The sequence below is a fragment of the Methanolobus zinderi genome (assembly GCF_013388255.1).
Taxonomy (GTDB): Archaea; Halobacteriota; Methanosarcinia; order Methanosarcinales; family Methanosarcinaceae; genus Methanolobus; species Methanolobus zinderi.
Genome location: NZ_CP058215.1, coordinates 1,026,948 through 1,050,719 on the forward strand (window position 1 = coordinate 1,026,948; position 23,772 = coordinate 1,050,719).

A 23,772-nucleotide genomic window follows, 5' to 3' on the forward strand; every position below is an offset into this window, starting at 1 on the left:
AAGTACTAGTTCTACATAGTATATTATTATTAATATTAAATATGCTTAAAATATAATCCTTCAGGTGCTTACATGAATTCCAGATATCCTTCAATATTGCTAATCATATTTCTTCTTGTAGCGTCAAGCGGTTGTGCAAGCCAGCCTCCGGAAGAAGCTGTGTCGGATACAGTAACAGGTTTTTTAGAGGCTATTAATGAAGGTGACTTCAATTCGGCATATAATATGTATGAAGGGAAGGACTTTCTGGCTGTTGCAAGTGTAGAGATGATCTTTGCAAACAAGGGAATCGAACCGGGAAGTATTAACAATATAGAAATCGTCTCTCTGGAGGTTGTTGATAAGCTGGCTTTTGTAACTGCAGAATGCAGTGTTTCCTCGGTTGACCTGACAGGTAATCAGCTAGATGAAGCAAAGACGATGCCTATTTATTTCGGTTTACAGAATACCGATCTGGGCTGGATTATAACCCGGGTTACGTTCAATGCTCCCCTTACAGTTGAGGACGCCGAGGTTGTTGACATCGAGGTTGAGTCCACGCCCGTTGATACGATCGCAGATAATGCTCCTGTGATCTCTGCATTTGCTTTCGTTATGCTAGGTATGGGAGTTTACCTTGACAGGAAAGACAAATCAAAGAAAAAGGAGAGTAGCAGGACCATAGATGTTTCCGGAGCAACTGCTATGCAAAAAGAGGTGATTGCCCAGTATGTCAGGATAATACCTGCTCAGGGAGTTACCGCCGGTAAGAATACAACCGTGGATGTCTGGGTAAAGAACTTTGCCCAGCAGCCATATGAGAATTTTGCGGTCAAAGCCAAGTTCGGGAACACTGTGGAAGTTGAAAATATAAATCTCTTCTTTGATAATATCGCTCCGGGACAAACCGTAAAGAAGACATGGGTAATCAAACCCAAGGTCGCAGGCTGGACGTCCATAGAAGAACCTACTGCGGTTTTCGAGTATATGGGTACGAAATACATAGGTGTACTGGACCCTGTATGGATACAGGTTCAATAATACCTTTTGCGGGGTGACAATTCTTTGACCGAAAAACAGGGAGAAAAGGGTGTAGGGGAATCACAGAAGAATGATCCGGATGCTCTCAGGCAAAAGTTAAATGAGGCAATATCGTCTCATTTTTCAGGTGGCTCTCCAAAAGGTTCTGCTCAGGACAGCGTGCAGAATGGATCACTGATTGATATTGTAAAAGATGAACTGGATGAGTCTAACAGTTCAACATTTAACGAAGGGCAAATTGATGAGGATACAGGTGCGGAATCCGAAGCATCGGTAGTAGAAATATCTGTAGTTGAAAAAGTTAAAACAAAAGTTGAAACTTTTAATGGAGAACCAGAAGACCTGAATGTTCATGATTCTGAAGCAGAGGTTAATTTTGACACCAATCTGTTTTCAGATGCATTTGAAGAAATTGAATACCAGTCGGTTGACATTGAAATTGATGAGGAAAAAGGCTCACCAGTGGATGAAGATGATTCCAGATATGCGCAGATAGTTCAGAAAGCTTTGAAATCCTCTACGAAATCAAGGGTGGAAACGGTTCTTGATCCTGAAATAATGGATGAAGAAACTGAGGTCATGCGAAATGTCACCGAAAATAAAGAAAACAAAACTGAGGTTTTGGAAAAAGAAACAGTTTCTGATGTCAATGTGGAAATTAAAAATCCGTTTTCCAGTGAAAAGGATATTTCTTTTGGTACTGTTTCAAAAAAGGACTCGATATCAGATTCAGTTTCACCTGACCGGGATATTTTGCTTAAAGAATCTATTGTAAAGAAGTATGGCAGCAAAGACACAAAAGCGGAGATTCTGGAGGAGCTAAAGAGAAAACAGGCGATTAGTTCAAAGGCCAGAAACCCGATTGGTAAAAACCAGAATATCTTTAGAAAAACTGAAGTTATAAATGAAAGAGAAAAGCAAACTCCTGCGGACATTTCTTTGAAGAAAAGCACAACAGATGATTCTGATCCTGAAATTGTATTTCTGTACAGTGAAAAACATCTGGAACATGATCCGTCTTCTCTTTCTATCAAGGCACATGAGAATCCGGAACGTCTGATCAAAGCTATGTGGTATCTTGAAAAAAGCGGTATTTTCAAACGTGAACAGTGTACTCTGACCAGTGATTTTGAGATGGCTACAGAAGAAGATCTTTTAAGGGCTCATGATGACTCATATGTTGAATTTGTGAGGTCTTATTCATCTGCAGGAGGTGGTTTCCTTGGTGATAGCACTTACATGACACCCGGATCATATGATGTTGCGAAGACATCTGCCGGAGCTGCCATTAAGGCAGGTTCTCTTGTGGCTGAAGGTAAATACCCTTATGCATTTGTGATGACCCGGCCTCCGGGACACCATGCAAGCAGAAGCAAATACGGTGGATTCTGTCTCTTTAACAACGTAGCAATCCTTGCCAGATACCTGCAGAAAAAGAAGGGTGTGGGAAAGGTTATGGTCATAGACTGGGACGCACATGCAGGGGATGGGACCATGGATATATTCTATGAGGATCCCACGGTCATGCTTGTATCCCTGCATCGCGACCCGCATGGATTCTATCCCAGAAAAGGTTTCTCAAAAGAAACCGGGGAAGGAGCAGGCAAGGGTTATACGGTAAATGTGGAAATGCCTGTAGGAGCAGGAGATGAGGATTATGAACTTGCTTTTGGAGAAGTTGTTATGCCTCTGATTAAGAGCTTTGCTCCGGAATTTGTTATCTGTTCCTGTGGTTTCGATGCATATTATAAAGAAAAGAACATAGGCCTGAGCCTCACATCAGAGGGCTTTTACAAAATGACATCTATGCTCAGGTCCCTTTATAAGAAAAACTTTGTTCTCATGATGGAAGGGGGCTATCATGACTTTAACGGGCAGTTGTGTCATAGCGTGTTGAGTGCATTGCTTGGTGAAGAAAACCCCGTGAAGGATAAGCCGGAGATTTCCAGTTTCAAAAGAAATCAGCAAAAGCAGATTCTTGCTGAAACAAAAAAGAAGCTCGAAGAACTGAAAGAGATAATATCTTTGCCGGCATGAGGTGTCTGATGGTACACATTGGTCTTACCTATAACGAAAATCATGATCTGCACGATCCAGTTCTAAACGGTTTTCCGGGTCCTGAGAATCCGGACCGCTTGAATCAAATTCTTGATTATCTTGCTAAAAAAGATATTTTTAACAATGAAACCTGCTCTGTGTATAATTCCGACCCTGCTCTGCTAGAAGATATCCTGAGGGTCCATGTCAGAGAATATGTGGATCTTGTACGGTCAAGTACAAAAAAGTCTGCCAGACAGCTTGGCACGGATACATATCTTTGTGATGCTTCCTTTGATGTATTGCTGCAGGCTATAGGTTGTGTTCTCAAAGCAGGTTCACTTGTTGCAAAGGGAAATTGTGATCACTCATTCGCACTAATAAGGCCGCCCGGTCATCATGCCGGGATCTCAAATTCGAGTGGGTTCTGTGTCTTCAATAATTCGGCCATTCTGGCAAGATACCTGCAGGCAGAACACGGGCTGGAAAAGATTGTTATAATCAATATTGATGCGCATGCCTCTGACGGGACATACAGTATTTTTTCTGACGACTCTGATGTACTCTGTATTTCAGTTCATCAGGACCCTTCAACATTGTATCCATATAAATGTTTCACAAAGGATATTGGTGTTTATCCAGCACTTGGTTTTTGTATTAACATGGAAATGCCTCCGCGGTCTGGGAATTCTGAATATGCAATATTCTTTGATGAATTTGTAATTGAAGTACTGGAACAGTTCGATCCTGATATAGTTATCCTTGAATGTGGTTTTGACTCATATTACAAGGAATCACTTGCACAGCTTGATCTTACAGTCGATGGTTACTATCACATTGTTTCAAAGCTGGCAAAAAGGTGGAATACTGTCTGTCTTCTGGAAGGGGGCTATCATGATGATCTGGGCCTGCTTGTATTTGCAGTTATCGAAGGGCTTATGGGCAGGAAGACCGTAGTTGATGAGGTGGACCAGGTTGATCTTCTGGCAAGCAGGGATACCAGCACTAGAAAAATTTTTATAAAAAAGCTTTCTAAATTAAGAATGATACTTGATCCCTACTGGGAATTCAGTGTCAACTCCAGGGTGTGATAAGATGATCGAGATTGCAAGAACTGACGATGGCTTAACTTTCTGCATTCTGGAATACTCTTCTGAACTTGACAAGTTGAGGATCGGTGATTTTGAATATTTTAAGAAACATCTTGGAATGGCGGACTATACAGCAAATTTCAGGAGCTGGCTTAAAAGACCTTCTGTTTTCTTAATGCTAATCATCTTTCATGGAAAAATCGTAGGCTGGACCATGAACGAGAAATGGAACAAACCATCTGCCGATGGCAGACCTGTCTTTGTACTAAGAGCCATCGAGATCTCCCCCGGACTTTCCCGAAAGGGTCATGGAAAAGATCTCTTTGTTATGGTTTCCCGCTTCCTTCCCGGCCATATGATTACAAAACCGGTCAATGCAAGTGCTCGTGCATTCTTTGAATCCCTTGGCTTTATTCTGCCTGATATCCATAGTCCGGTAAACCTGAATGATCATCCCGGTTACCTGATACTGTCCGAAGAGAGGAAGCCTTCTCTTAAATCAATTATTATGGACAGATTCAACGCAAATATCCTCTCTGCCAGGCAGAAGAAGTTCCCAAAAGAGCTCATTGTTGAAAACCCGGGCGAACAACAGGATGGATCTGCTGATATGGAGGGATCACCGGATGATGGAGTTACTCAGGAAAGGGCTGACTCTGAAGCAGAGGACAGTTCTGAAGATAATGATTCTCAGGCTGCTGAAGATCTCCCTGTACAGGATCGGATAGTAAACGATACGGAAGGAGAGTTCAAAGGTGATCAGAAAATGATGACTCCATGCAAATGCGGTGCTTATTCTGCAGGAAAGTTCCTTCAGGAAGGTTCCAGGTGCGGAACCGCCTTTGTCTGCCTGCAGTGTGGTACTGAGCGCTATTTCCTTCCGTTGAAGAAATAAGCTCCTGTTTATTGCTTTTTAAGTACTTTTCTGCTTACCCCTAATTTTATATTTGTTTATCAATGGAAGGGTATTTTTGGCACACTTCTCAAGGTTCAGCAGAATATAAGCGAAAGATTCCCAAAATCAAAGGTTCCCTGGAATGAGACTCGCAAGTTCCTGAAATGCTTTACAATCGATGCTATCAGATCAAATTCACTGCATAAGTTCCATATGAAGCTGTTCAATGAGAGCGGACTCGGGTCAATGCAACTTATTTCGTATGCGCCCATGAATTATATTTTCGCTGTTCCGAATAACCCCATATGCAACTGTTATCCTGCTTTGAACAACCAGAAAGTATGTGTTGCCACCACCGATGCACTGCACAGGTTCTTTACCGAGGAACTTGAACTTGAATGTTCCGTGGAAGAGACCGAGTGTATAAAGAACGGTGATCCTGTATGCAAGTTCAAGGTAGCCCTGCAGCCTATATCAGCCTACCAGATAATGCTGGATGAGCAGGACAAGATGATCTTATCGGGAGTCCGACCTCCAGTGGACCAGAACGAGCTTATTGAAAGGGTCAAGGCGCTGACAGTGTACAAATTGCTGGATAACGGTAAGCTCTCTGAGATCGGTAATGCTTACATGCAGTTTGCAGGCAACATGAAAGTCCAGGAAAAGATATTCGATCCGCCCTGGAAAAAGGAAGAGGAAATTGCTGCTGTTGCCTCAAAGCACAGTACCTTCGGATCGGCCTTTGGTGAGATGGCTCAGAAGATCCAGGATACTCCGGCGGAAAAGGCTCCGCCTGCAACAAGTACAGCAAAAGAGGAAAATCCCAAATTACAGGAAGAGGCCAAAAAAACGGATAGCTTTGCCGAACTTATGGCTAAAATGAAGAAAAACCAAGAGGCTTGAAAAATGCCGGGTATCAGAAAAGATCCGTTTGACGATCATCTGTCAGACTTTATCGGAGAAAACGTTCGTGTGATTACACGAAAATCACATTACAGGGGAATATGTGTGAAAATAGATCATGATAACAATAACGTATTACTGAATAACGTGCTGCAGAAAAGCGAAGCCGGATGGATTGACATAAGTGATAAAATGCTTGTGATGGGCTCCTCGGTCGAATCCATATATCTCGAGAAAAGTTTCCCTTTTGACAGCAACGAGTCTCTGATCCTGGCGATCGAGAAGGGTGATATGCTGGAGTTCGAAGGTGAGACCATGGGTCTGGAGGAATTGGAATGAATCAGGAAGAAAGAATACCCACGGGAATACTACACTGCTCGTTGTTGGTTCAAGTGGTACGGGAAAATCCACGTTCGCAATGCAGTATCTCACCTACGGTCTGGAACATGGCGAGAATGCACTGTACATCAGTATGGAAGAACCACCTGAGCAGATCCTGCGTGAAGCAAGGATGCTTGGTTTCAATCTGGATAAGTTCTATGAAAAAGAGCTTTTCTTCTTCCATTCTAAGGGTAAGGATTTCGTAAAGCTTGTAGATGAACAGTTGCCTGCCCTGGTCGAGGCTAACAAGAACTTCTCGGTAAAGACCCGTGTTGTCATAGACCCTTTGACTCCTCTAATATGGGCGGTTGATGATAAGCAGGAACAGCGTGAGATCATCACCAAACTCTTCTACACCATGAAACAGCTCGGACCGGTCCTGATCACAACTGAGGAACACGCAGCACCCGGTGAGACCATCGGTGAGGATGTGCTTATTCCCATATACATGTCAGACGGCGCAGTGCACCTTACATACCGTCCCATTGGCGGGGCTTTTAACAGGGCGCTTGAGATCGTGAAGATGCGTGCAACAAGACACGGTGAGGAAGTGTATCCATATATCTTTGTGCGTGGCATAGGAGTTGTTGTAAGGACAACGCCTCTCGTATCTGCGGAGGATATGCGCAAGTATGACGATCTATTCGATAAGGCCATCAGAACAGCAGCAGATCTGGGAGCAAGTGAAACGGTGCTGGAACGCCTTGCATATGTAAAGGAGAACTGGTCATATCCTTTCTCCCCGAAGGAAACACTGCAGATATTCTTTGAATCCCAGGGACTTACCGATGCACTCACAAGAGAGGAGATTGCCCGCAGAAAGGAGGAGAGCGCACCATCGGATGTGCAACTTAACGTAGATGATCTATCCTCTACGGAGACAACGGAATCTGCTGAAGCCGTTCCTGATGAACCTGTGGAAGCGGCTGAAGATGGTGAAGCCGGGGACGATGACGAGGATCTGATAGAGATCAACGATCTGCGTGAGCTGGAAGAAATGTTACAGTGATTTAAGGTGCGGTGAAGCTGGTGGCCAAAAAGACAAAGGATGATCTGGAAGATGTATCTCTTCTGAAGTTTGCCCTGGTCTCTCAGTTAAAGAGGACCTATAAGGCCAGTGAGGTAGACGTACTTCTGTTTGCAGGTGCAGATGGCAGGATCTATGCTTCGTATATCCCGGAAAGCATAGGTGCAAAGATTTTCGAGCTGACCAATCTGATAAGCCATAATCTGCTTCATGTAAGCCAGCAGCTTGCGATGGGACTTCGCCAGTCGGTCATCGAATATGATTTCGGGACGGTGATATTCTCTTCTGTGGGAAAAGGAGCACTCCTGATATCACTTTTTACTGGCAAGGCAGACCTTTCGGAAGATATGGCCAAGATCGAGGTGGCAAGACAGGTAGTTCAGCATATATTTGAACAACGTCCCATGACCTCTGATGAGCTTTCCAACTATTCGGATGAGGTCGCAGCCGAGCTACGTGAGCTTTCAAAAATAGTGTTCAATGAGATGTATACCCAGTCTTCCGAGTACAAAAAGAATATGGAAATTCTTGCCGATATTAAGGAGAAGATCACAGGCGTTATGGGAAGAGGTGAAGTAGAGCAGGTACTTGCCATGGCCTTCAATGAAATAGCCTCTACTCCCAAGTGGATGACTGAAGATTTGTGGCCTCTGCTTGTCGAGATGATCATAAGGGATCAGATAAGACCCCTTCACGGTGATTATGTTGCAGATATGTGTGAAGCTGAATGGATACCTGATATCAAACACAAACTGGAGTCATTCGTATGAGGTGCCATCGTGAGTAGTGATACTGACATAGTTCCCGAATGCTGTCATGGAGAGGATCTTATGCTAGCAGAATCCGGGGAAACTGATGTTCGATCCGAAGACAGTGAGGATATCTCGCCTGAGGATGATTCAGAGTTAATGGAAGCTGCTTATAATTATTCCACAGACGGTCCTAACAATATTGAAGGATCTCCGGAAGCATCTGTCACGGAGTATCAGAAAAATGCCAGTCCTGGCACAGATCAGGAATTATCCGAGGGTGATGCTGATATTCAGCCTGCACAAACCGACGGATTCGATACTCACGAAGAAAATGATGCTAGTTCTTTCCAGGATGAAAATATGATTGATCCGGATTCTGATCCCGATGAGTGTTATATGGCAGAAGGTCCCAGGGTGGAACAGGTATCATCGGAAGATCTGCCCTATTCCGAGCTGGAAGAAAAATATCTGGACCTTGAAGCAAGGTTTGCAGAACTTCAGGAAAAGGTCAATACCAGTTTCAATGAGCAATCTGAGAATATGCAACATATCAGGGAAGAGCTTTCATCAAGATCCGATCGGAATGAGTTTAAGCAGTTGAGAAAGGACTTTGATCTTTTTTCTAAACGTTTGAGAAGGGTAGCAAAGGCGGAGGATTCTGTCAACGCAGAAGCACTTGATGCGGCAAAGGTCCCGCCGGAAGTACTTGAGATCACCTATGCAAAAACCCTGAACGATCTTTATGACGCGATGTTCAATATCTTCGGCGATAAGGAATCCGCGGAAATTATTGAAGATGCCAGGGACAAGGTACGTAATTTCAGTGCAGGTGTGGACTTTTTCAGGTTCGAGAACGGAACCTTCCGTGTGGAGGGGCTTTCAAAAGCCACTTCATCAAAACTTGTTTCTGTAAAACAGATACATTCAACATATATTGAATTATTCAAATTATTATCCCAGCATATTCCGAATTACAATTCACAGGACTTCCGGTCCTTTGTGGAAACAGGAAGCCGTGAATATACAGTTGAGAAAGTGGTTGTCCATGAGGAATCCATAGAAAGCCTGTGGTCAGAGATCAATAACGCCAGTGAAGAGCTTTCCAATCTCACAGAGAATATGACCTTCATAGCCGAACTTCAGAACACTCAACTTGATGATATCAAATCAAATTCTGAAGGTATCGAAGAGATCAACGGCAAGATCCAGGATATAGCAAAGGCTGTCAATCTGCATACAAAAGCCCTGAAGAAACTCAATAATAACCTTGCATCACTTATGTCTTCAGAGGGCTTAGAAGGAATTCCCTCTTCAGGTTCAGTCGAGGTGGACATCTCAAAGTTCGAGCAGCATCTAGAATCCAAAGCAGATCGCTCTGAAATCCTTGATATTTCAGCTTCCATCAATGAGTTCAGGGAAGAACTGAAGGGTTCACTTGTGTCGATGAAGGAGCAGCAGGAATCAATGGTAAGTGTTGAAATGCTGGAAAGCATCCGTTCTGAGGTCATACAACTGCGCGAACAGATGGAAACTCTGCAGAATACCACTCCGGCAGTACCAGATGTAACAGATATATCCGATACTCCGGCTGTTGAGGAGGATCCGGTAGATACCGGCCCACAGTCAAACATTGGAGCTTATGAACAGTTAATCATTGAGGAGCTGGCAAGCCTTGGTCCCGTAACCCTGAAACAGCTTGAGAATCAGGTGAACTCAAGGGGATGCGAGATCGGCTTTGATGAGCTCTCTTCTATTGTGGATACCATGGAACAGGCACAGTTGCTGACATCTTTCAAGAAGGGCAGGTATACGTATCTCTCCCTGAAAGAGCTGGCGAATGTCTGAATGTAGCGTGGAATTCTAAAATGTCTGTTAAAAATATGTCTGTGTTACACCGGGCTGGCAATGTTTCCTACGGATTGCTGGGTTCTGAATCAGCAGTTGATGATCTTGTCATTGAAGTTGGCAGGACAGGTCTATCCGGTTTCAATTATTTCCATAAGAAATTCGGTATGCCTTATGAGTTCCTTCTTAAAAGGTCTATCAGCTCGGGCCATGCCCTCTTTGCAGCCACAGATGACAATGCAAGGCTTTTAGGTTTTGCACGATTCGAAAAGATAGCCGATGAAGTAGAGAGGATACACAGGGGAAAGAAAAATGTTGTGAAGCGCCCTGTATATTTGCTCAGGAGTATAGAGGTCCATCCTTCTTTCAGGCATATAGGAATAGGCAGGTTGCTTTTTGCAATTGCCGTGGAAAGTCTGAAATCCAGTGTAATAACATTGCCGGATAATTTCCAGGCTGCCCGTTTCTTCAGAGAGAAACTCATGTTTATAACGATCAGTGAGAACGACTGCACGGTTTCTGCGCGCTATAAGGATTACCTGCTTCTGTCATATCCCAAAGCAAGGGTTCTTCTGAAAACCATTGCAGAGAACTATCCTCGCATGGTAATGCCTGAGCTTATAGATTCCTATGAGTCACTGATGTTCAAGTCGAATATGGGAAAAAGCATAAGCAGAAGAGATCTTAACAGGTTTAAAGAACTGCTGGAAAGCTCAACTCATCTTGTCGATGGAAAGCTCTTGAAGGAAATGAATTCATTTTTAAATAAATTTACTGTAAAATCCTAGATATATTGTCGAGGTGTTTTATGAACCTGGATGTTCTGAGACTGCGTAAAGGATTGTTGAAATATTATGGTAAGTACAATGTTCAGGTCAAAAATTCTCATTCCGTATCTTCAAAGACCACTGTGGATGAGTGTTCGCAGTTTATTGATGAAATAGTCGGTGAGCTTGTGGCACCTATTGAAAATAATATCCGCCGGGAGCTATCCCAGCTTTTCAAGGAATGTGAGAATCCTGAGATTCCCTATTTTGAAGTTGTCATGGATATAATGCAGTTCATGAACGATTTTGTGGGTGATCCGCATGTGGTTGAGCTGATCTTTGTAAGGGTAAACAACAGTGTTGCAAGGAAAAAGCTGGAAGTAGAGGATAAGGTCTACTACAGTGATGAGGAGTGGACAGAAGAAGTGTCGGAAGCCGCACTACAAAGGCTCAGGGATTCGGGTACGGAACGTGATTACCACTTCATGATCGATCAGATCGTCGATATACTCTCATATGCAACTACAGAGGAGAAATTAAAAACCGTACGTATGCGGCTCAACAATATAATAAAGCAGCACAGTCACCGGGAATTAAAGGACCTTAACTGACAGCTAATTGTCTGTAACGTGTGATTTTATATCATATTAATTCCACAAGACTCGATCCGGAATGAGTGCTCTCCTGCAACAAAGTCGCTTCCCCTTGTTTTGATCACTTCGAGATAGCGGTGTATGTTCGTATTTTCCTTTTTTCTCTTTAGCTCAAGGATAGTGTCAACCATGTAAGACCATGTACTGGAAGCGATGGACTCTTCAGGGATCTCTCCTGTTACAAGCAGGAGTATATCTCTTTCTTCGAATTCGTAGAACAGATTGTTGACAAAGGTACGAAGTTCACAACTTCTCAGCTGTTTTTCTTCAAAGGTGCTGTCAATCTCGGAAAGTATCGTTATCGGATCAATGACAACCCTTGAAGGGGAATAGTTGAGTACGTGCTCCCGTATGTATTCAAATATTGAAAAATCGCCTTCTGCGATGGTATCCGCACTGATGGAACAGATTCGGAGTTTTCCTGTATTTATAACATCCTCACTGAAAAAATCAAAGGATGAGAGTGAACGTATGATCTTTGATCTGGATTCTGAAAGCAGGGATACGTATACGCAGTTCTCTCCACGCTTTGCAGCTTCGAAAAGTGACTGGAAACAGATATTTGTCTTCCCGCACCCTGCACTTCCTGCAACAAGGGTCACGGAAGGACGAATAAACCCTCCGCAGAGAACCTCATCAAGTCCCTGTATAAAAGATGAACTTCTCATGTAAATCTCCCGACCAAGGTATGGCGTGATTATTTATATATTTGTCGAACTAAAAAAAAATTCGAATATTGTTTTATTACCTTTGTAAAACGGATAAGACAAACTAAGTAGACTTATATATTATCACATCTATTAAATTTGATAAAGAGTAGAAATTTCACTTTATCGTGTTGATAACTATGTCTGATCCACAAAGTAATACTGATATTCTGGAGTATCTGTATGATATTGACAGGCGTTTAAAATTACTGGAGTCACGTCTTTCTAAACTTGAAACATACTCTTCTCCGCCAATTGAAGACAAGATGGCAGTTTTTCTTACGGTTCCCGATTCGATCCGCAAGTCACTGTTTGCCGTCTCAAAACTGGAATCCTGTACCGCCGATGAAGTAAGTGATGTCACAGGAAGGCACAGGTCCATTGAGAACAAGTACCTGAATGAGCTGTACAGGGGAGGCTGGCTTGAGAGAGAGAGGAAGGGGAAGAAGATATACTACTCTATGAAGAAGAAGGCTGTGCAGGATAAGGATAAGCACTGGTCTGCAGTAGAGGAAGTAGAGGATAAACTTGATCAGTTACTGGGGTGAGAGGATGCTGTTGAGTTTCCATTCATATAAAGGCGGTACTGGAAAGACCACTCTCGTGGGAAACCTGGGAGTGCTGCTTGCCAGAGATGGCAGCAAGGTATGTATTGTGGACACTGATGTAAACGGTCCGGGTCTTCACTCCCTTTTTGATATCAAATATGACCTGACGCTGATCGATTTTCTGCAGGGCAGATGCAGGGCACAGGATGTAGTCTACAAACACGATCATGAGGGTATTGAGCTCTATATAGTGCCCACAAGGGCCTGCGAAGAAGATATCTCTTCATTGTTCAACACACCCGGTGAGGCAAGGGAAAAGATGTCCGAGCTTATCAAAGTTCTCCAGAGGGATCTCAGTATTGAGCACTTACTGTTTGACTGCAGTCCGGGTATTAATCGCTCAAGCCTTCTGACCATGAACCTTGTTGACAAGGCTACTATCATCTGCACCGTTGATGTGCAGGATATCAGAGGGACATACATACTTTCCAGCATGGCTGAAAAACTGGGTACAAGGGCCAATTTGCTCTTTAACAGAACGCCCGGGGATAAGCAAAAGGAAATAGATGAAGTGATAAAGGACTTCAGCAACAAACTTGGGACTGACCTGCTTGGTTCAATAGCCTTCGATGACTACGTTGCACGTGCCTGGTCGAGAAAGCTTGTAATGGAAGAAGATCCCGAATGTGATTACTGCTTACAGTTAAGATCAATTGCTGAAAAGCTCGTATGAATTAAAGGCTTTTCGCTTCTCAATTTTTACGATAGATATTTTTTGTTTTTTGTATCCGGTAACATCAAATACTGTATTCACGAACCCTGTCACCGGCTATTTTATCCAGTTCTTCTTTTTCTTCAGGTGTGAGTCTGAATATATCTTTTATTTTTTCCATTTCAGTATTCATATCCTCTTTTGATGAGTTTTCCCGGGACAATGACATTTCAGGATCTTGAAGATTCTTGTCCTGGCTATATATGCTGCTATCGCTTATCCTGAAGACCTCATCGAATGACCGGGTGATGTATTGTTCTGAATCATGGTCCAATGTGTTCAGGTCTTCTCTGTAAAATGAAATGATCGTCCTGTTCTGCTCACGTCCTTTGCGGAGAAGTACTGAAAGGAACCTGGAACATGTCTTCCTACCAAGTTCAAGTGAAAGCTCATCAAGACTGTCAAAAATTATCAGACTGCTTTTGTCTGCAAGCAGCCTTTCCAGCTTTATCATTGAACTTGTAAGGTTCCGGGAAATACTGAATTGTGTTATCTGACAATCAACCGGCCCTGTAATCATATCGGGGGATTCGCTCCAGTACAGATGTAGTACTGATCCGTCAAAAAAGTTGCAATAGTCAGTGATCAAATCACCCATACTTGCAGGTATTTCCGCTTTTCCATACAGGAAAAGGGAGCTTTTACCTTCAAGTGTTCTCAGGAAATCTCTGGATAGCTGAACTTCTTTCCCCGCATTCATATATATGACTCAGCTGCTGTTTCTGTTTTTAATTAACGTCTAATATAATATTAATATACTGGTGGTCTGCAGAATCTTCTATGAAAAGACTGCGAACCTTATATTCGGATAATCAAGTATACTTGTGTGGAGTACACTTTTGCTTTTGGGTCCGAAAGGATTAAAGCCTATCGAAACAGATGATATTTGAGGTGCTTTAGTATGTCAAAGTTCCAGAAAAGAGGTTATGAACGTAAAGGTGAAAAGAAAAACATTGAATTTGAAGAAAAACTGATTCAAGAAAACCTCGATGACCTTAAATCTGAAGGCGGTGAAAGCACAGATTGAACATACAATTAGATATTGAAATTCTCAATTCCGATGCTTCCGGCAGAGAGCTGGAAGTGTCGGAAGGCACCACCTATGAAAAAGTACTGGAAATCCTTGATATCAATCAGGAAACAGTTCTCATTTTAAAAGAAGGGCAGGCCGTTCCATTAGATGGAATGGCCGTGTCCGGCAATTTAACCGTAATGTACATAGCATCCCAGGGTTAAATAAAACCGGGCACAAAAGAAGGAATCACATCTTGCGTGTGATGTTCTTCAGTTTTGTGATGGCATCCATCGTTGTTTTTGTGTCTTCTATGATCTTGCGCTCATAGTGCTTGATTATGTCTTCAACAGGTGCAGACAACTTGTAGATCTTTGTAGGTCTGCCCTTGCCAACGGCTTTCTTGTTGTGGACATCAATCCAGTTCCTTTCGCGCATCTGTCTCATAGCAACACTTACTTCCGGCTGTCTGAGGCCGGTACTCATCTCAATTTCCTGTGAGGATGCTTCCTCCACATTTGAGAGATAGGTGAGTGTTGTTGCGACGTTCCTTGACATGCCCAGACTCTTCAAAGCTTCAATGAACTTGTAGTCTGTGTCATCCAGTATTTTGACTTCATAGTCTTTCATAATAACCCCTTTATTATATCTTGCTCATAATAGAGCTCTAGTAGATAATATGCAATTATTATATTTAAAGTTATATATGCTCAGATTTAAACAGAAAAAAAATTAATAATTTGTACTGAATTTTATATAACTGTTAATTAATTCCCTGACAAGGTACTTGATCTGTGTGATTGAATCAAAGTCAGCGTTGTTCTTCCCTTGGAACAGCTCTGATCCTATCATCCTTCCCACAACATCATCATACCCTTCCTTGACCCTGAAAACAACAGATCCGGGATAGATGTGTTTTCTATGGGAAAATCCATCAAGATCCCCGTCGGTTATCCCTATGATCGGTATCTTCAACCTGTAGAGAATATCTCCGGCAATTTCAGTGGTATCATCTCCCACGGTAATTGCAACCTGCGCGCCACTTGCAAGCTCGAAGCAACTTTCAGCCTCATGGTCGATGATCACAGCTTTAATTCCGGATACAGGCGTTTCTGAAGAAATCCGGTCTATGGTTGAAGACTCACCTTTTTCCATCAGGGCAGATGTGTGCCTTCGGACAAGGAAGTTGTTACTTCGTATGGGCCCGCTTTTTATCCAGCATTTTCTGATGTCTATGGGCTTTTTTTCATCATATCTGTGGAGCTTTTCCAGGCCATGTTCCTTAACACGTGCTCCTTTTATGTCGGTTATAAAACCGTCTTCTGTGATTATGCGTATATCCTCTGATATTGCCTGTCCGACGATAATACCGTTAACCAGTATTTTCTCACCATTATGAACTCCAAATATCTTTCTGGTTATCCTGTGGCCATGATCCTCTATGCTGATGGGCGTAACAATCTCGGGAATATCCGAGAGTCGGCTTCCAAGCAGGTCAGACATTTTTCCTGCAAGGTCAAAAGATGCAGTATTCCAGGGAATGATCTCTCCACCAGATCTAGAAGGGCTTTCTATCTGGATAAGAGGTTTTCTGTTTCTGTCTTTAAGGTTTGAAACCACAATACTGCCAAATATACGGCCGTTATCGACTGTTTTTCCCTGATTGAGCAAAAAGACGGCATCCTTTGTGTGAAAGAACTCTTCAATACATTCGCTTGGTTTGAGTGAAGCGTTTATATCGATAATCTTTTCCATATGGGCATCAAGAACTGCAGTCTTACCAATGGTACCTGCCATTCTGGCTTCGACATTCCCCAGATCATGAAGCAATCCGATGATCCTGTGAGCCATACCGGAATCTACTATATCCGGCCCGTGAACAACAACTCCGATTTCCATAAATTCAATTTGTATATTTTATCGTGTGGATATAACTATTCTGACACAAAATTATTATTTATACAGGGATTATTGTCTAGCATGAGTGAAGTACGGCTCACCTGGCTGGGTCATTCCTGTTTTGAAATCGCGTCTGAAAAGAAGCTGCTTATCGACCCGTTCATCAATGAAAATCCTGCGGCAACCGTTTCAGCTTCGGATCTTGAACCTGATCTCATTGCTGTAACTCACGGGCACCGTGATCATTTAGGTGATACGGTGGAAATTGCATTGAGTACCGGATGCAGGGTTGTATGTATCCATGAGCTTTCACAGTATCTCAAATCAAAGGGTGTAAGCACTGAAGGAATGAATATAGGCGGCACAATTGACCTGGATGGCTTTTCAATTTCCATGACGGACGCATGTCATTCTTCATCTATAGATGAATCAGGGCATAGCTTTGATGGAGGAAAAGCAGCAGGTTTTATAATTCGTGCGGGAGATGTTACAGTTTATCACGCAGGGGATACTGGACTTTTCAGGGACATGGAACTGATCTGTGAATTATATAATCCCGATGTTGCTTTGCTTCCCATTGGGGGACGTTATACCATGGATGCCCGCGATGCCGCACATGCGGTCGGGGTTTTACGTCCCAAAATAGCAATTCCCATGCATTACAATACTTATGAAAAAATAAAACAGGATCCTGAGATTTTCATATCATGTGTAAAATCAATATCTGATACCGATGTAGTGCTGATGGGAATAAATGAAAGCATATCTATTAAGGTATAAAAATACGTAACAGAGTTTGCTTTTCAGAGCGTCCGATGGTTAGGTTTATATTTTATCATGTCGAAAGTAGATTAGGCAAAAGTCGATTATAATTATAAAAACATATATCCCCTCTAGTTCTCGTCATATGACTTTTGCCTTCTATAAAATCAGTAATATTCAGACTATACTGTAGTCTTGCGTATGTTTACTCATGATCAGTAAGAATAAAAAAGATAGGGGCTTTTGAGGCCCTCTTGAAGTTATCTAGTTTTCAAAGCATTTTTCAATATGGTCCATTGGGGCAGGTTTTGTTGCAAGACTCACAACTATCCCGGCAATGAATGCCAGAGGTGTGGCAACAAGGATCGGATCAACTACGGTCCATGTACCGGTGAGTACTGTATCAACACCGAACAGGGCCTGGCTGATGCCCAGGGGGACAGCTTCTGAAGCATGCACGAAACCAAGCCAGAACAGACTTGCAAAGGTACCCACAAGCAGGCTTGCGATCGCACCCTCCCTTGTCATGCGTTTCCAGAAAAGTGCTCCTACATACATCGGCAGGAAAGCCGCTGCACAGAGTCCGAAGAATATTGCCGTGGCCCTTGCGATTATGCTTATTGGCAGTATGTATGCAAGTACGACACTTGCAAGAATAGTAAGTGCTATGGCAATCTTGGTTATGTTTATGGTCTGCCCGATATCTCCCTTTTTAAGGAACTCACGATAGAAGTCATGTCCGATAGCTGTTCCCATTGTATGGAACTGTGAACTAAGTGTTGACATGGCTGCTGCAAGCAATGCGAGCATAAAAAGAACCACAAAAATGTCAGGCATGGCGCTGTTGATATATTCGGGCATGATCAGGTCAGTGTTCCCACCGGCCACAGCAACTGAGATCTGTCCGAGATTATCAAAGAAATAAACATTGGAAAGTGCACCGACTGTAAAAGCCACACCGGTCATCATAAGAATGAAGGGTCCTCCGACAAGTACGGCCCTGTTAAGCGCACGATCGTTCTTGACGGTCATGAAACGTACTGCAAGCTGGGGCTGTGCAAGCACGCCAATACCTACTCCCAACACCAGGGTCGATACAAGTGTCCACCATATCGGTGATCCGAAGGCCGGCATGGAGGTCCATCCAAGGTGTCCGCCACCTGCAAGACTATCGGGTACCATTCCGCTCATTGAAGTAAGCGCCGTATGTGCCGCACTTATGCCGCCAAGCTTGATATATGTAAATACCATCAGGAATGCCATTCCGATGAACATGAGACTTCCCTGAAGGGCATCGGTATACATAACTGCGATAAGTCCACCTGTTATTACATAGGCTGCGACGATAACAGTAAGAATAAGCACTGCGACATCATAATCTATATTCAGTGTCGCTTCAACAAACCTTGCACCACCTATCAGGACAATACCTGCATACAGTGGCATAAAAATTCCTATAAGCGCCCCGGAGAATCCCTGTATGAAACGGGACTGGAACCTTTTTCCAAGCAGTTCCGGGAATGTGACGGCATTGAGTTTCAGACCAAGGCGGCGTGTTCTCTTGCCAAATACTACAAAAGCGATAAAGATACCTACAAGGATGTTCATAAATGCCAGCCAGAGAAGGCCCATACCAAGAGCACCTGCAGCTCCGCCGAATCCGATTATTGCGGAAGTACTGATAAAGGTGGCTCCGTATGAGATCGCAAGAATGTAGGGGTGAATCTTTCTTCCAGCTACCATGTAGTCATCGGTCTGTTTTGTCTTTTTGTAACCAAGCCATCCCAGATAGAAAATAATCATCATATAGATAAGGACAACAAGCCCGAGGACAGGTGTGCTTACTGCCATCAGCAGACCTCCTCATCCTGTCCTTTATTCCAGTTTATTACGCCGTATATTATACAGCCAATCGCACTCAGGAAGCATAATATATATGCAATCCATATCTGCGGGTCATCAATTCCAAGCATTTTTCATCTCCATTTACTTAATTAAAAATCGTGATGTTCTACTGTGTTATGTGTTATCACGCACCAGTATTTAAATTTATGGAAATGAAATCAACCTTTAATCACAACGGGAGAAGGCCGAATTATAAAACCAAAGTAACAATGTTTCTTACCTGTTTTATAAAACAAAGTTTTACTACTATTAGGTAAAAAATCAGAGTATGAGGTTGAAAGGTGTGGGAATATGAAAAGTCAGGGCAGTGTAGTGGTCATTGCATTAGAGCAGAGAGTGTACACTTATGGCATATGTTATGCGAAAACCAGACTTAGAAATTCAAACTAAAATCTCAAAAATAGATTTAGTGTATACCATTTGTGATTTTTACTGGACAAAGGATCACCGAACAATAAAACTTGTTAGAGAGACAGAAGATGATATAAGTTACGAAGATTACGAGCCATCAAAGAGAATTGATAACATAGATGGAATTACGGAAATTAGTGTGCATACTCATAATAAAAAAGAAAACAAGTATGTGTTTTTTGATTCAGTTAATATAGCTTTTTCAAAAGCAGGAATTGAAACTAAATTAGTATGGTATTTAAGCCTTGGTTTAAAGAAATGGCATCTGTTTGGACTTCCATATTTCTTGATAGTTTTTATTGCTGCAACACATTTCGCATGGATCATATGTCCATCAGATTCTCCATGGCATCGATATTGTTTTATGGTAGCTTTTCCAAGTTTTCTATTCATATTTATTTGGCCAGTATATTATATTGTTTTAAAGCGCAAAGCCAATAAACTCGACTCACATCCGGACACGCTGAAATACAGGAAAGAATTCGAGGAACTTATCCACAGAGAGGAGAAGGAATAACGTTCTGAGAGTTTATCCTTCAGTGCAGCAACCTGAGGATTCAGTAACAAACCTAGATCCACAATTGAGTATCACCAACCAAATTATGGATAGAATCATTGCTGATCCCCAATCATTTGGATTTGAAACTATAATCAGAATTCCAAAAGAGAAGCTCATTTACATTATATGTGATTTCTATTGGAATAAAAACTACAGAACAATATATATCATGAAAGACCCAAAAGACTATGGAAATTTTATACATTATTATCCATCGTTAAATATTGAAGGTACAAGTGAAATCAAGCAGATCTCTGTTACAACATATAAAAAGGATGAAAACAAGCAAGTCTTTGATTCTGTAAATGTGATATTTAAGGAAGAGTGGCTAGATAAAACTCAAATGGAATGGTATGCCGATTTCGGCTTTAAAAACTGGCAAATACTTTACGCTATTGTTGCATTTTTTATTGGGCTTTATCATGCCGGGAAAACAGAAATAAGTGGGTCAATGGCAGGTCTTATTTTGATAGCTTTGCTTGTTCCAATATTATTCTTGGCGTTTCTCCGTGCTAAAAAGTTTGAAGGACATCCAAGTATCGAAAATTTCAGGGCAGAGTTTGAAAACCACATTCGTGAAAAGGAAAATGAGTTATATTATGAAAGATATTGAATGGATAATTTGAAACTATGAAATTGTAGATGTTGAAATTAAGAGAAGGCTGGTAGGAAGGACATGAATCAATACGCTTTATCGTGGTGAGTGAAACTTACAAGAGTAATTATGTTGTTGTCGCCATCGATCTCATAGATCAGAACAAAATGGCCAACATGAACCCTGCGATATCCTTTGAGAACATTACGTAAAGGTTTTCCGCATTCTGGATTATCACGAATACTAGTAGCAGCTTTCTTAAAACGGTTGAAGAGAACAGGATCCTTTTTGAAGAGAACTTTAGTCTCTTTCTCAAAACGAGGTGTTGTAACTACTCGATATGTCATTTTTCATAACTGGCAAACAAGTCTTCAAGTGAATCGTACTTGGTACCTTTTCCATCTTTAACGTCTTGTATGCTTTGCTCAATTTCTTTGATGAACTCAGAATTAAAACATTCTTCAGGAGGATAGGATGCTTTCTTACTTCGAGCTATCTTTCTACTGCTAAACTTTCGAATAGAAGTGTGAGCGTTTCTCATAGGGGATATTCTTGCTTGTAGGTATATAAGAGTGTTGATGACCTTGTGAACTACTCTGTACTTAGGCATGGGGTTCCTACGAGTAATTACAATATGTAGTTTTGACTGTGGATTACCAACGAATTTTTTAAGATGTCATTGATAACCTTGACTACAGTGCAAGGGATAAAGTCACCACCACCAAAAACTATCCAATGGCGTGCTTACTTCATATACTTACAATACAGAAAAACTTCTGCTGGACAAAATACACACCGCAAGTCTCAGGACCTTAACTACGAGTTCGATAATGTCGACAATATTCTTGAGGTTGAGGACAATGTCCTCAATTCTGTGAGAATATAAGGATACGATGACTTGGACAGGCTGACCAGTGTAGACATGTCGGTCAACAGCGTTCCGATTTAGCAGATAAGTTTCATCAACGACTGGTCGATATCAGCACAAGCAAATGATAGTTGTCCATATTTATAATAATGATAGAATAAACTCCTTTTTTTCTTTATTATTCTGCTATAAAAAATATCTACTCTTCTTAGATAACAATGTTTCTTACCTGTTTTATAGAACAAAGTTTTACTATTATTAGGTAAAAATTCAGAGTATGAGGTTGAAAGGTGTGGGAGTATGAAAAGACAGGGCAGTGTAGTGGTCATTGCATTAGTATTAGTGCTATGCGTTTCGATTACGGGTGCAGAAGAGAACAATTCAGACAAGTATACTTTTGAGCGTTATGGCGGAGAAGAATTCACTCCTCAACCGATGAAGTTTGGTGAGAATCTGAAGAATCAGGAAAAAGATGAGTCACTGTCCATCAGTACGAAGGAAAGGAAGCATGTATTACTCCAGTTCTATGCCAATCCAAATAAAGAGCAGAGGCAATTGCTGCAGGACCGTGGTGTTCAATTTTTAGAAGGTGTTGCTCCATACACAGTTCTGGTTTCAATGCCTGCGGATATGACACCCGCAGATCTTCCGGCCGAAAGCGGTTTGCGATGGATGGGACCAATACCTGTTGAGAATAAGTATGATCGAACATATGGTCTGGATGTTCCTGCCTGGGCAAGGACAGAAAATGGAGAGGTAAAACTAGCAGTTTTATTTTATGAAGATGTCGATTCTCAAGATGCAATAAATATACTCAAGAAATATTCTCATAGTTATTCAGCTACTTCAAATTTAAGGCCATGGTACTATGAAACAATAATTAATGAGACAAATATCACTTCAATCGTTAGTGAAGATGCTGTTTATAATAGTGGATACTATGGTTTTGAAACCATACCTACAGAAGGAAGTGATTTTGTAGATTATGTAGAAAATACCGAAGAAGATATTGGTGATTCAATGTTAGTTGATGAACAAGAAACGAGTCTAGATACAGAAAAAGACTCAGATAAGGATGTCGAAAAAGCTCCTGGTTTCCAATCTGTTTTTGCTTTTCTGTTTTTGATAATTGCTTTTTTATTCTTAGCGGGGAGGAAGTCTTATGATAGGTAAAATTGTCGAAAAATAAAGTCATAGATTCAAAAGCAGAATTTATATTTAGGGTGACTACATTCTATACATTAGATGTCAGGAACTGTTGCAGACGTAAATATCGGTGAATATCTGGCTCGCAGGGTAGATTCAAGAGTCAGAGACGGCTATGCGCATTCAAGGGAAGAGCTTGTGAAAAAAGCAATAGTTCACTACCTTGAAGATCTTGACCTAGGCAAGAGAAGGGCAGAACTGTTCAGGGAAGCAAGCCATTCTGCTGATATTATGCGCTGTGCCTGGAAGGAGCCAATATCGGCAGATAGGGCATTGGAAATGCTTACATCCGTGGGAGAGAGTGTTTCAAAAGAAGAACTGAATATTTCCATTGAGAGTACAGGTGACTCCGTTGACAGGAAGTATGCACAGGCTCACAAGGATCTTAAGGAGCAGTAATGATAGTTCTGGATTCCTGTGTATGGATCCACGCTTTTCTTGGTACTGATGAGAAATGTATTTTGCTTATAAATAAAGTCCTGTCGGGTGATCTGAAACCTGTAGTTTCTCCATACATTGCAATAGAAGTTGTAAATAATGTATTGAGAGGGGCTAACAATGAAAAAGCATGACCTGGATCAACTTCAAACAGCGATATGGTCTATTTTCAGAGAACCTTTTGTTAAAACTACATTTACACCTATTGATTTTGAAATGATGGTTTTGGAAGAAGTACGTAACCGTCCTGAATATTGTGCTCTGGCAACTGCTCTGGGTATAGAACCAAAAGATGCTCCGATAGTTGTGCTTGCATATCAGTATGCTAGTCCTCTTGCAACAGTGGATGAACGATCATTGTTAAGCATCAAAGAGAAGGTCAACCAGTTAATAGGAATAGAGATAATCAGTGCCGATGAGGCACTTTCAATCTACTGAAAATAATTTAGATTCAAAAATTTAATCATATGGGTTTTTTAAAGATATATAATGTTGTAGTATGTGACCGTTACAATCGTGCTGTGTATACTTAGTCTAGTCCTTTTCTTCAATAAAACTTTTCAGTAGAATCTTCAATGCATTTCTACGAAACATTGTTTCTTACCTGTTTGATTCTAATACAAAGTCAGTAAACTAGATAATAGAAAGGAGAATGAATCGCTCAAAAAATAAAGAGGGAAGAGGCTGATCCATCACGCCCAGAAGCGTGTAGGGCGTGT

Annotated in this window: 30 protein-coding genes; 22 read left to right on the forward strand and 8 right to left on the reverse strand. The window is 41.7% G+C overall.

Going from position 1 to position 23,772, the window contains the following annotated elements:
* The first annotated feature begins 72 nt into the window (after positions 1-72).
* The 11 genes from HWN40_RS05090 (at position 73) to HWN40_RS05140 (ending at position 11,329) form a co-directional block, all read left to right on the forward strand.
* Positions 73-1,020 (forward strand): hypothetical protein, encoded by a 948-nt coding sequence (locus tag HWN40_RS05090; protein WP_176964724.1) that lies wholly within the window; start codon positions 73-75, stop codon positions 1,018-1,020.
* Between the two features lie 24 nt (positions 1,021-1,044).
* Entirely contained in the window at positions 1,045-3,057 is a 2,013-nt protein-coding gene (locus HWN40_RS05095) for a histone deacetylase family protein (RefSeq protein ID WP_176964725.1), read from the forward strand.
* An 8-nt stretch (positions 3,058-3,065) separates the two neighbouring features.
* Positions 3,066-4,148, forward strand: a complete 1,083-nt coding sequence (locus HWN40_RS05100) for a histone deacetylase family protein (RefSeq protein WP_176964726.1) — start codon at positions 3,066-3,068, stop codon at positions 4,146-4,148.
* 4 nt (positions 4,149-4,152) lie between these two features.
* Complete coding sequence (locus HWN40_RS05105; protein ID WP_176964727.1) at positions 4,153-5,043, forward strand: GNAT family N-acetyltransferase; 891 nt, start codon at positions 4,153-4,155, stop codon at positions 5,041-5,043.
* 213 nt (positions 5,044-5,256) lie between these two features.
* Positions 5,257-5,946 (forward strand): V4R domain-containing protein, encoded by a 690-nt coding sequence (locus HWN40_RS05110; protein WP_176964728.1) that lies wholly within the window; start codon positions 5,257-5,259, stop codon positions 5,944-5,946.
* Positions 5,947-6,051: 105 nt separating this feature from the next.
* A complete protein-coding gene (locus HWN40_RS05115; RefSeq protein ID WP_246275982.1) occupies positions 6,052-6,285 on the forward strand; it encodes a hypothetical protein in 234 nt (77 codons plus the stop codon).
* Positions 6,254-7,336, forward strand: a complete 1,083-nt coding sequence (locus tag HWN40_RS05120; RefSeq protein WP_176964730.1) for an RAD55 family ATPase — start codon at positions 6,254-6,256, stop codon at positions 7,334-7,336. Before HWN40_RS05115 ends, HWN40_RS05120 begins: the two co-directional genes overlap by 32 nt.
* A 20-nt stretch (positions 7,337-7,356) precedes the next feature.
* Complete coding sequence (locus tag HWN40_RS05125; RefSeq protein WP_246275983.1) at positions 7,357-8,124, forward strand: roadblock/LC7 domain-containing protein; 768 nt, start codon at positions 7,357-7,359, stop codon at positions 8,122-8,124.
* Between the two features lie 9 nt (positions 8,125-8,133).
* Complete coding sequence (locus tag HWN40_RS05130) at positions 8,134-9,951, forward strand: coiled-coil domain-containing protein (protein WP_176964731.1); 1,818 nt, start codon at positions 8,134-8,136, stop codon at positions 9,949-9,951.
* A 20-nt stretch (positions 9,952-9,971) separates the two neighbouring features.
* A complete protein-coding gene (locus tag HWN40_RS05135; protein WP_176964732.1) occupies positions 9,972-10,739 on the forward strand; it encodes a GNAT family N-acetyltransferase in 768 nt (255 codons plus the stop codon).
* A gap of 20 nt (positions 10,740-10,759) precedes the next feature.
* A complete protein-coding gene (locus tag HWN40_RS05140) occupies positions 10,760-11,329 on the forward strand; it encodes a hypothetical protein (RefSeq protein ID WP_176964733.1) in 570 nt (189 codons plus the stop codon).
* Positions 11,330-11,355: 26 nt separating this feature from the next.
* Here HWN40_RS05140 and HWN40_RS05145 read toward each other — a convergent pair whose 3' ends face one another.
* A complete protein-coding gene (locus HWN40_RS05145) occupies positions 11,356-12,039 on the reverse strand; it encodes an RAD55 family ATPase (protein WP_176964734.1) in 684 nt (227 codons plus the stop codon).
* Positions 12,040-12,218: 179 nt separating this feature from the next.
* Here HWN40_RS05145 and HWN40_RS05150 point away from each other — a divergent pair, with 179 nt between their 5' ends.
* A complete protein-coding gene (locus HWN40_RS05150; protein WP_176964735.1) occupies positions 12,219-12,626 on the forward strand; it encodes a hypothetical protein in 408 nt (135 codons plus the stop codon).
* Between the two features lie 4 nt (positions 12,627-12,630).
* Positions 12,631-13,359 (forward strand): MinD/ParA family ATP-binding protein, encoded by a 729-nt coding sequence (locus HWN40_RS05155; protein WP_176964736.1) that lies wholly within the window; start codon positions 12,631-12,633, stop codon positions 13,357-13,359.
* Positions 13,360-13,423: 64 nt separating this feature from the next.
* Here HWN40_RS05155 and HWN40_RS05160 read toward each other — a convergent pair whose 3' ends face one another.
* Positions 13,424-14,098: a hypothetical protein gene (locus tag HWN40_RS05160; RefSeq protein WP_176964737.1), complete on the reverse strand. Its 675-nt coding sequence runs from the start codon at positions 14,096-14,098 to the stop codon at positions 13,424-13,426.
* Between the two features lie 201 nt (positions 14,099-14,299).
* Here HWN40_RS05160 and HWN40_RS13635 point away from each other — a divergent pair, with 201 nt between their 5' ends.
* Both HWN40_RS13635 and HWN40_RS05165 read left to right on the forward strand, forming a co-directional pair.
* Entirely contained in the window at positions 14,300-14,425 is a 126-nt protein-coding gene (locus HWN40_RS13635) for a hypothetical protein (RefSeq protein ID WP_281361410.1), read from the forward strand.
* Positions 14,422-14,634, forward strand: a complete 213-nt coding sequence (locus tag HWN40_RS05165; RefSeq protein ID WP_176964738.1) for a hypothetical protein — start codon at positions 14,422-14,424, stop codon at positions 14,632-14,634. Before HWN40_RS13635 ends, HWN40_RS05165 begins: the two co-directional genes overlap by 4 nt.
* Positions 14,635-14,659: 25 nt before the next feature.
* On the opposite strand, the gene mreA is transcribed toward HWN40_RS05165, so the two are convergent.
* On the reverse strand, positions 14,660-15,040 hold the full coding sequence (gene mreA / locus HWN40_RS05170) for an MreA family transcriptional regulator (RefSeq protein ID WP_176964739.1): 381 nt from the start codon (positions 15,038-15,040) through the stop codon (positions 14,660-14,662).
* Positions 15,041-15,142: 102 nt separating this feature from the next.
* Positions 15,143-16,309, reverse strand: coding sequence for a DUF2117 family protein (locus tag HWN40_RS05175; RefSeq protein ID WP_176964740.1), 1,167 nt, complete (start codon positions 16,307-16,309; stop codon positions 15,143-15,145).
* Positions 16,310-16,390: 81 nt separating this feature from the next.
* On the opposite strand from HWN40_RS05175, the gene HWN40_RS05180 reads away from it, so the two are divergent.
* Positions 16,391-17,089 carry a metal-dependent hydrolase gene (locus HWN40_RS05180; protein ID WP_176964741.1) on the forward strand — a complete coding sequence of 233 codons (699 nt, stop codon included), beginning with the start codon at positions 16,391-16,393 and terminating at the stop codon, positions 17,087-17,089.
* A gap of 246 nt (positions 17,090-17,335) precedes the next feature.
* On the opposite strand, the gene HWN40_RS05185 is transcribed toward HWN40_RS05180, so the two are convergent.
* Positions 17,336-18,922 (reverse strand): sodium:solute symporter family protein, encoded by a 1,587-nt coding sequence (locus HWN40_RS05185; protein ID WP_176964742.1) that lies wholly within the window; start codon positions 18,920-18,922, stop codon positions 17,336-17,338.
* Complete coding sequence (locus HWN40_RS13640; protein ID WP_281361411.1) at positions 18,922-19,044, reverse strand: symporter small accessory protein; 123 nt, start codon at positions 19,042-19,044, stop codon at positions 18,922-18,924. The genes HWN40_RS05185 and HWN40_RS13640 overlap by 1 nt, the downstream gene beginning before the upstream one ends.
* 278 nt (positions 19,045-19,322) lie before the next feature.
* On the opposite strand from HWN40_RS13640, the gene HWN40_RS05190 reads away from it, so the two are divergent.
* Positions 19,323-19,904, forward strand: coding sequence for a hypothetical protein (locus HWN40_RS05190; RefSeq protein WP_176964743.1), 582 nt, complete (start codon positions 19,323-19,325; stop codon positions 19,902-19,904).
* A gap of 85 nt (positions 19,905-19,989) precedes the next feature.
* Positions 19,990-20,559: a hypothetical protein gene (locus HWN40_RS05195; protein ID WP_176964744.1), complete on the forward strand. Its 570-nt coding sequence runs from the start codon at positions 19,990-19,992 to the stop codon at positions 20,557-20,559.
* Between the two features lie 68 nt (positions 20,560-20,627).
* Here the strand turns inward: HWN40_RS05195 and HWN40_RS05200 are convergent, their stop codons facing one another.
* Together HWN40_RS05200 and HWN40_RS05205 are read right to left on the reverse strand one after the other, a co-directional pair.
* Complete coding sequence (locus HWN40_RS05200; RefSeq protein WP_176964745.1) at positions 20,628-20,888, reverse strand: type II toxin-antitoxin system RelE family toxin; 261 nt, start codon at positions 20,886-20,888, stop codon at positions 20,628-20,630.
* Positions 20,885-21,082: a DUF2683 family protein gene (locus tag HWN40_RS05205; protein WP_176964746.1), complete on the reverse strand. Its 198-nt coding sequence runs from the start codon at positions 21,080-21,082 to the stop codon at positions 20,885-20,887. Before HWN40_RS05205 ends, HWN40_RS05200 begins: the two co-directional genes overlap by 4 nt.
* Before the next feature lie 627 nt (positions 21,083-21,709).
* Here HWN40_RS05205 and HWN40_RS05210 point away from each other — a divergent pair.
* From HWN40_RS05210 to HWN40_RS05225, 4 genes are all read left to right on the forward strand, one after another.
* Positions 21,710-22,582 (forward strand): hypothetical protein, encoded by an 873-nt coding sequence (locus HWN40_RS05210; RefSeq protein ID WP_176964747.1) that lies wholly within the window; start codon positions 21,710-21,712, stop codon positions 22,580-22,582.
* Between the two features lie 72 nt (positions 22,583-22,654).
* Positions 22,655-23,014 carry a hypothetical protein gene (locus HWN40_RS05215; protein ID WP_176964748.1) on the forward strand — a complete coding sequence of 120 codons (360 nt, stop codon included), beginning with the start codon at positions 22,655-22,657 and terminating at the stop codon, positions 23,012-23,014.
* Entirely contained in the window at positions 23,014-23,187 is a 174-nt protein-coding gene (locus HWN40_RS05220; RefSeq protein ID WP_176964749.1) for a hypothetical protein, read from the forward strand. The genes HWN40_RS05215 and HWN40_RS05220 overlap by 1 nt, the downstream gene beginning before the upstream one ends.
* On the forward strand, positions 23,174-23,491 hold the full coding sequence (locus HWN40_RS05225) for a hypothetical protein (protein ID WP_176964750.1): 318 nt from the start codon (positions 23,174-23,176) through the stop codon (positions 23,489-23,491). Before HWN40_RS05220 ends, HWN40_RS05225 begins: the two co-directional genes overlap by 14 nt.
* Positions 23,492-23,772 lie beyond the last annotated feature (281 nt).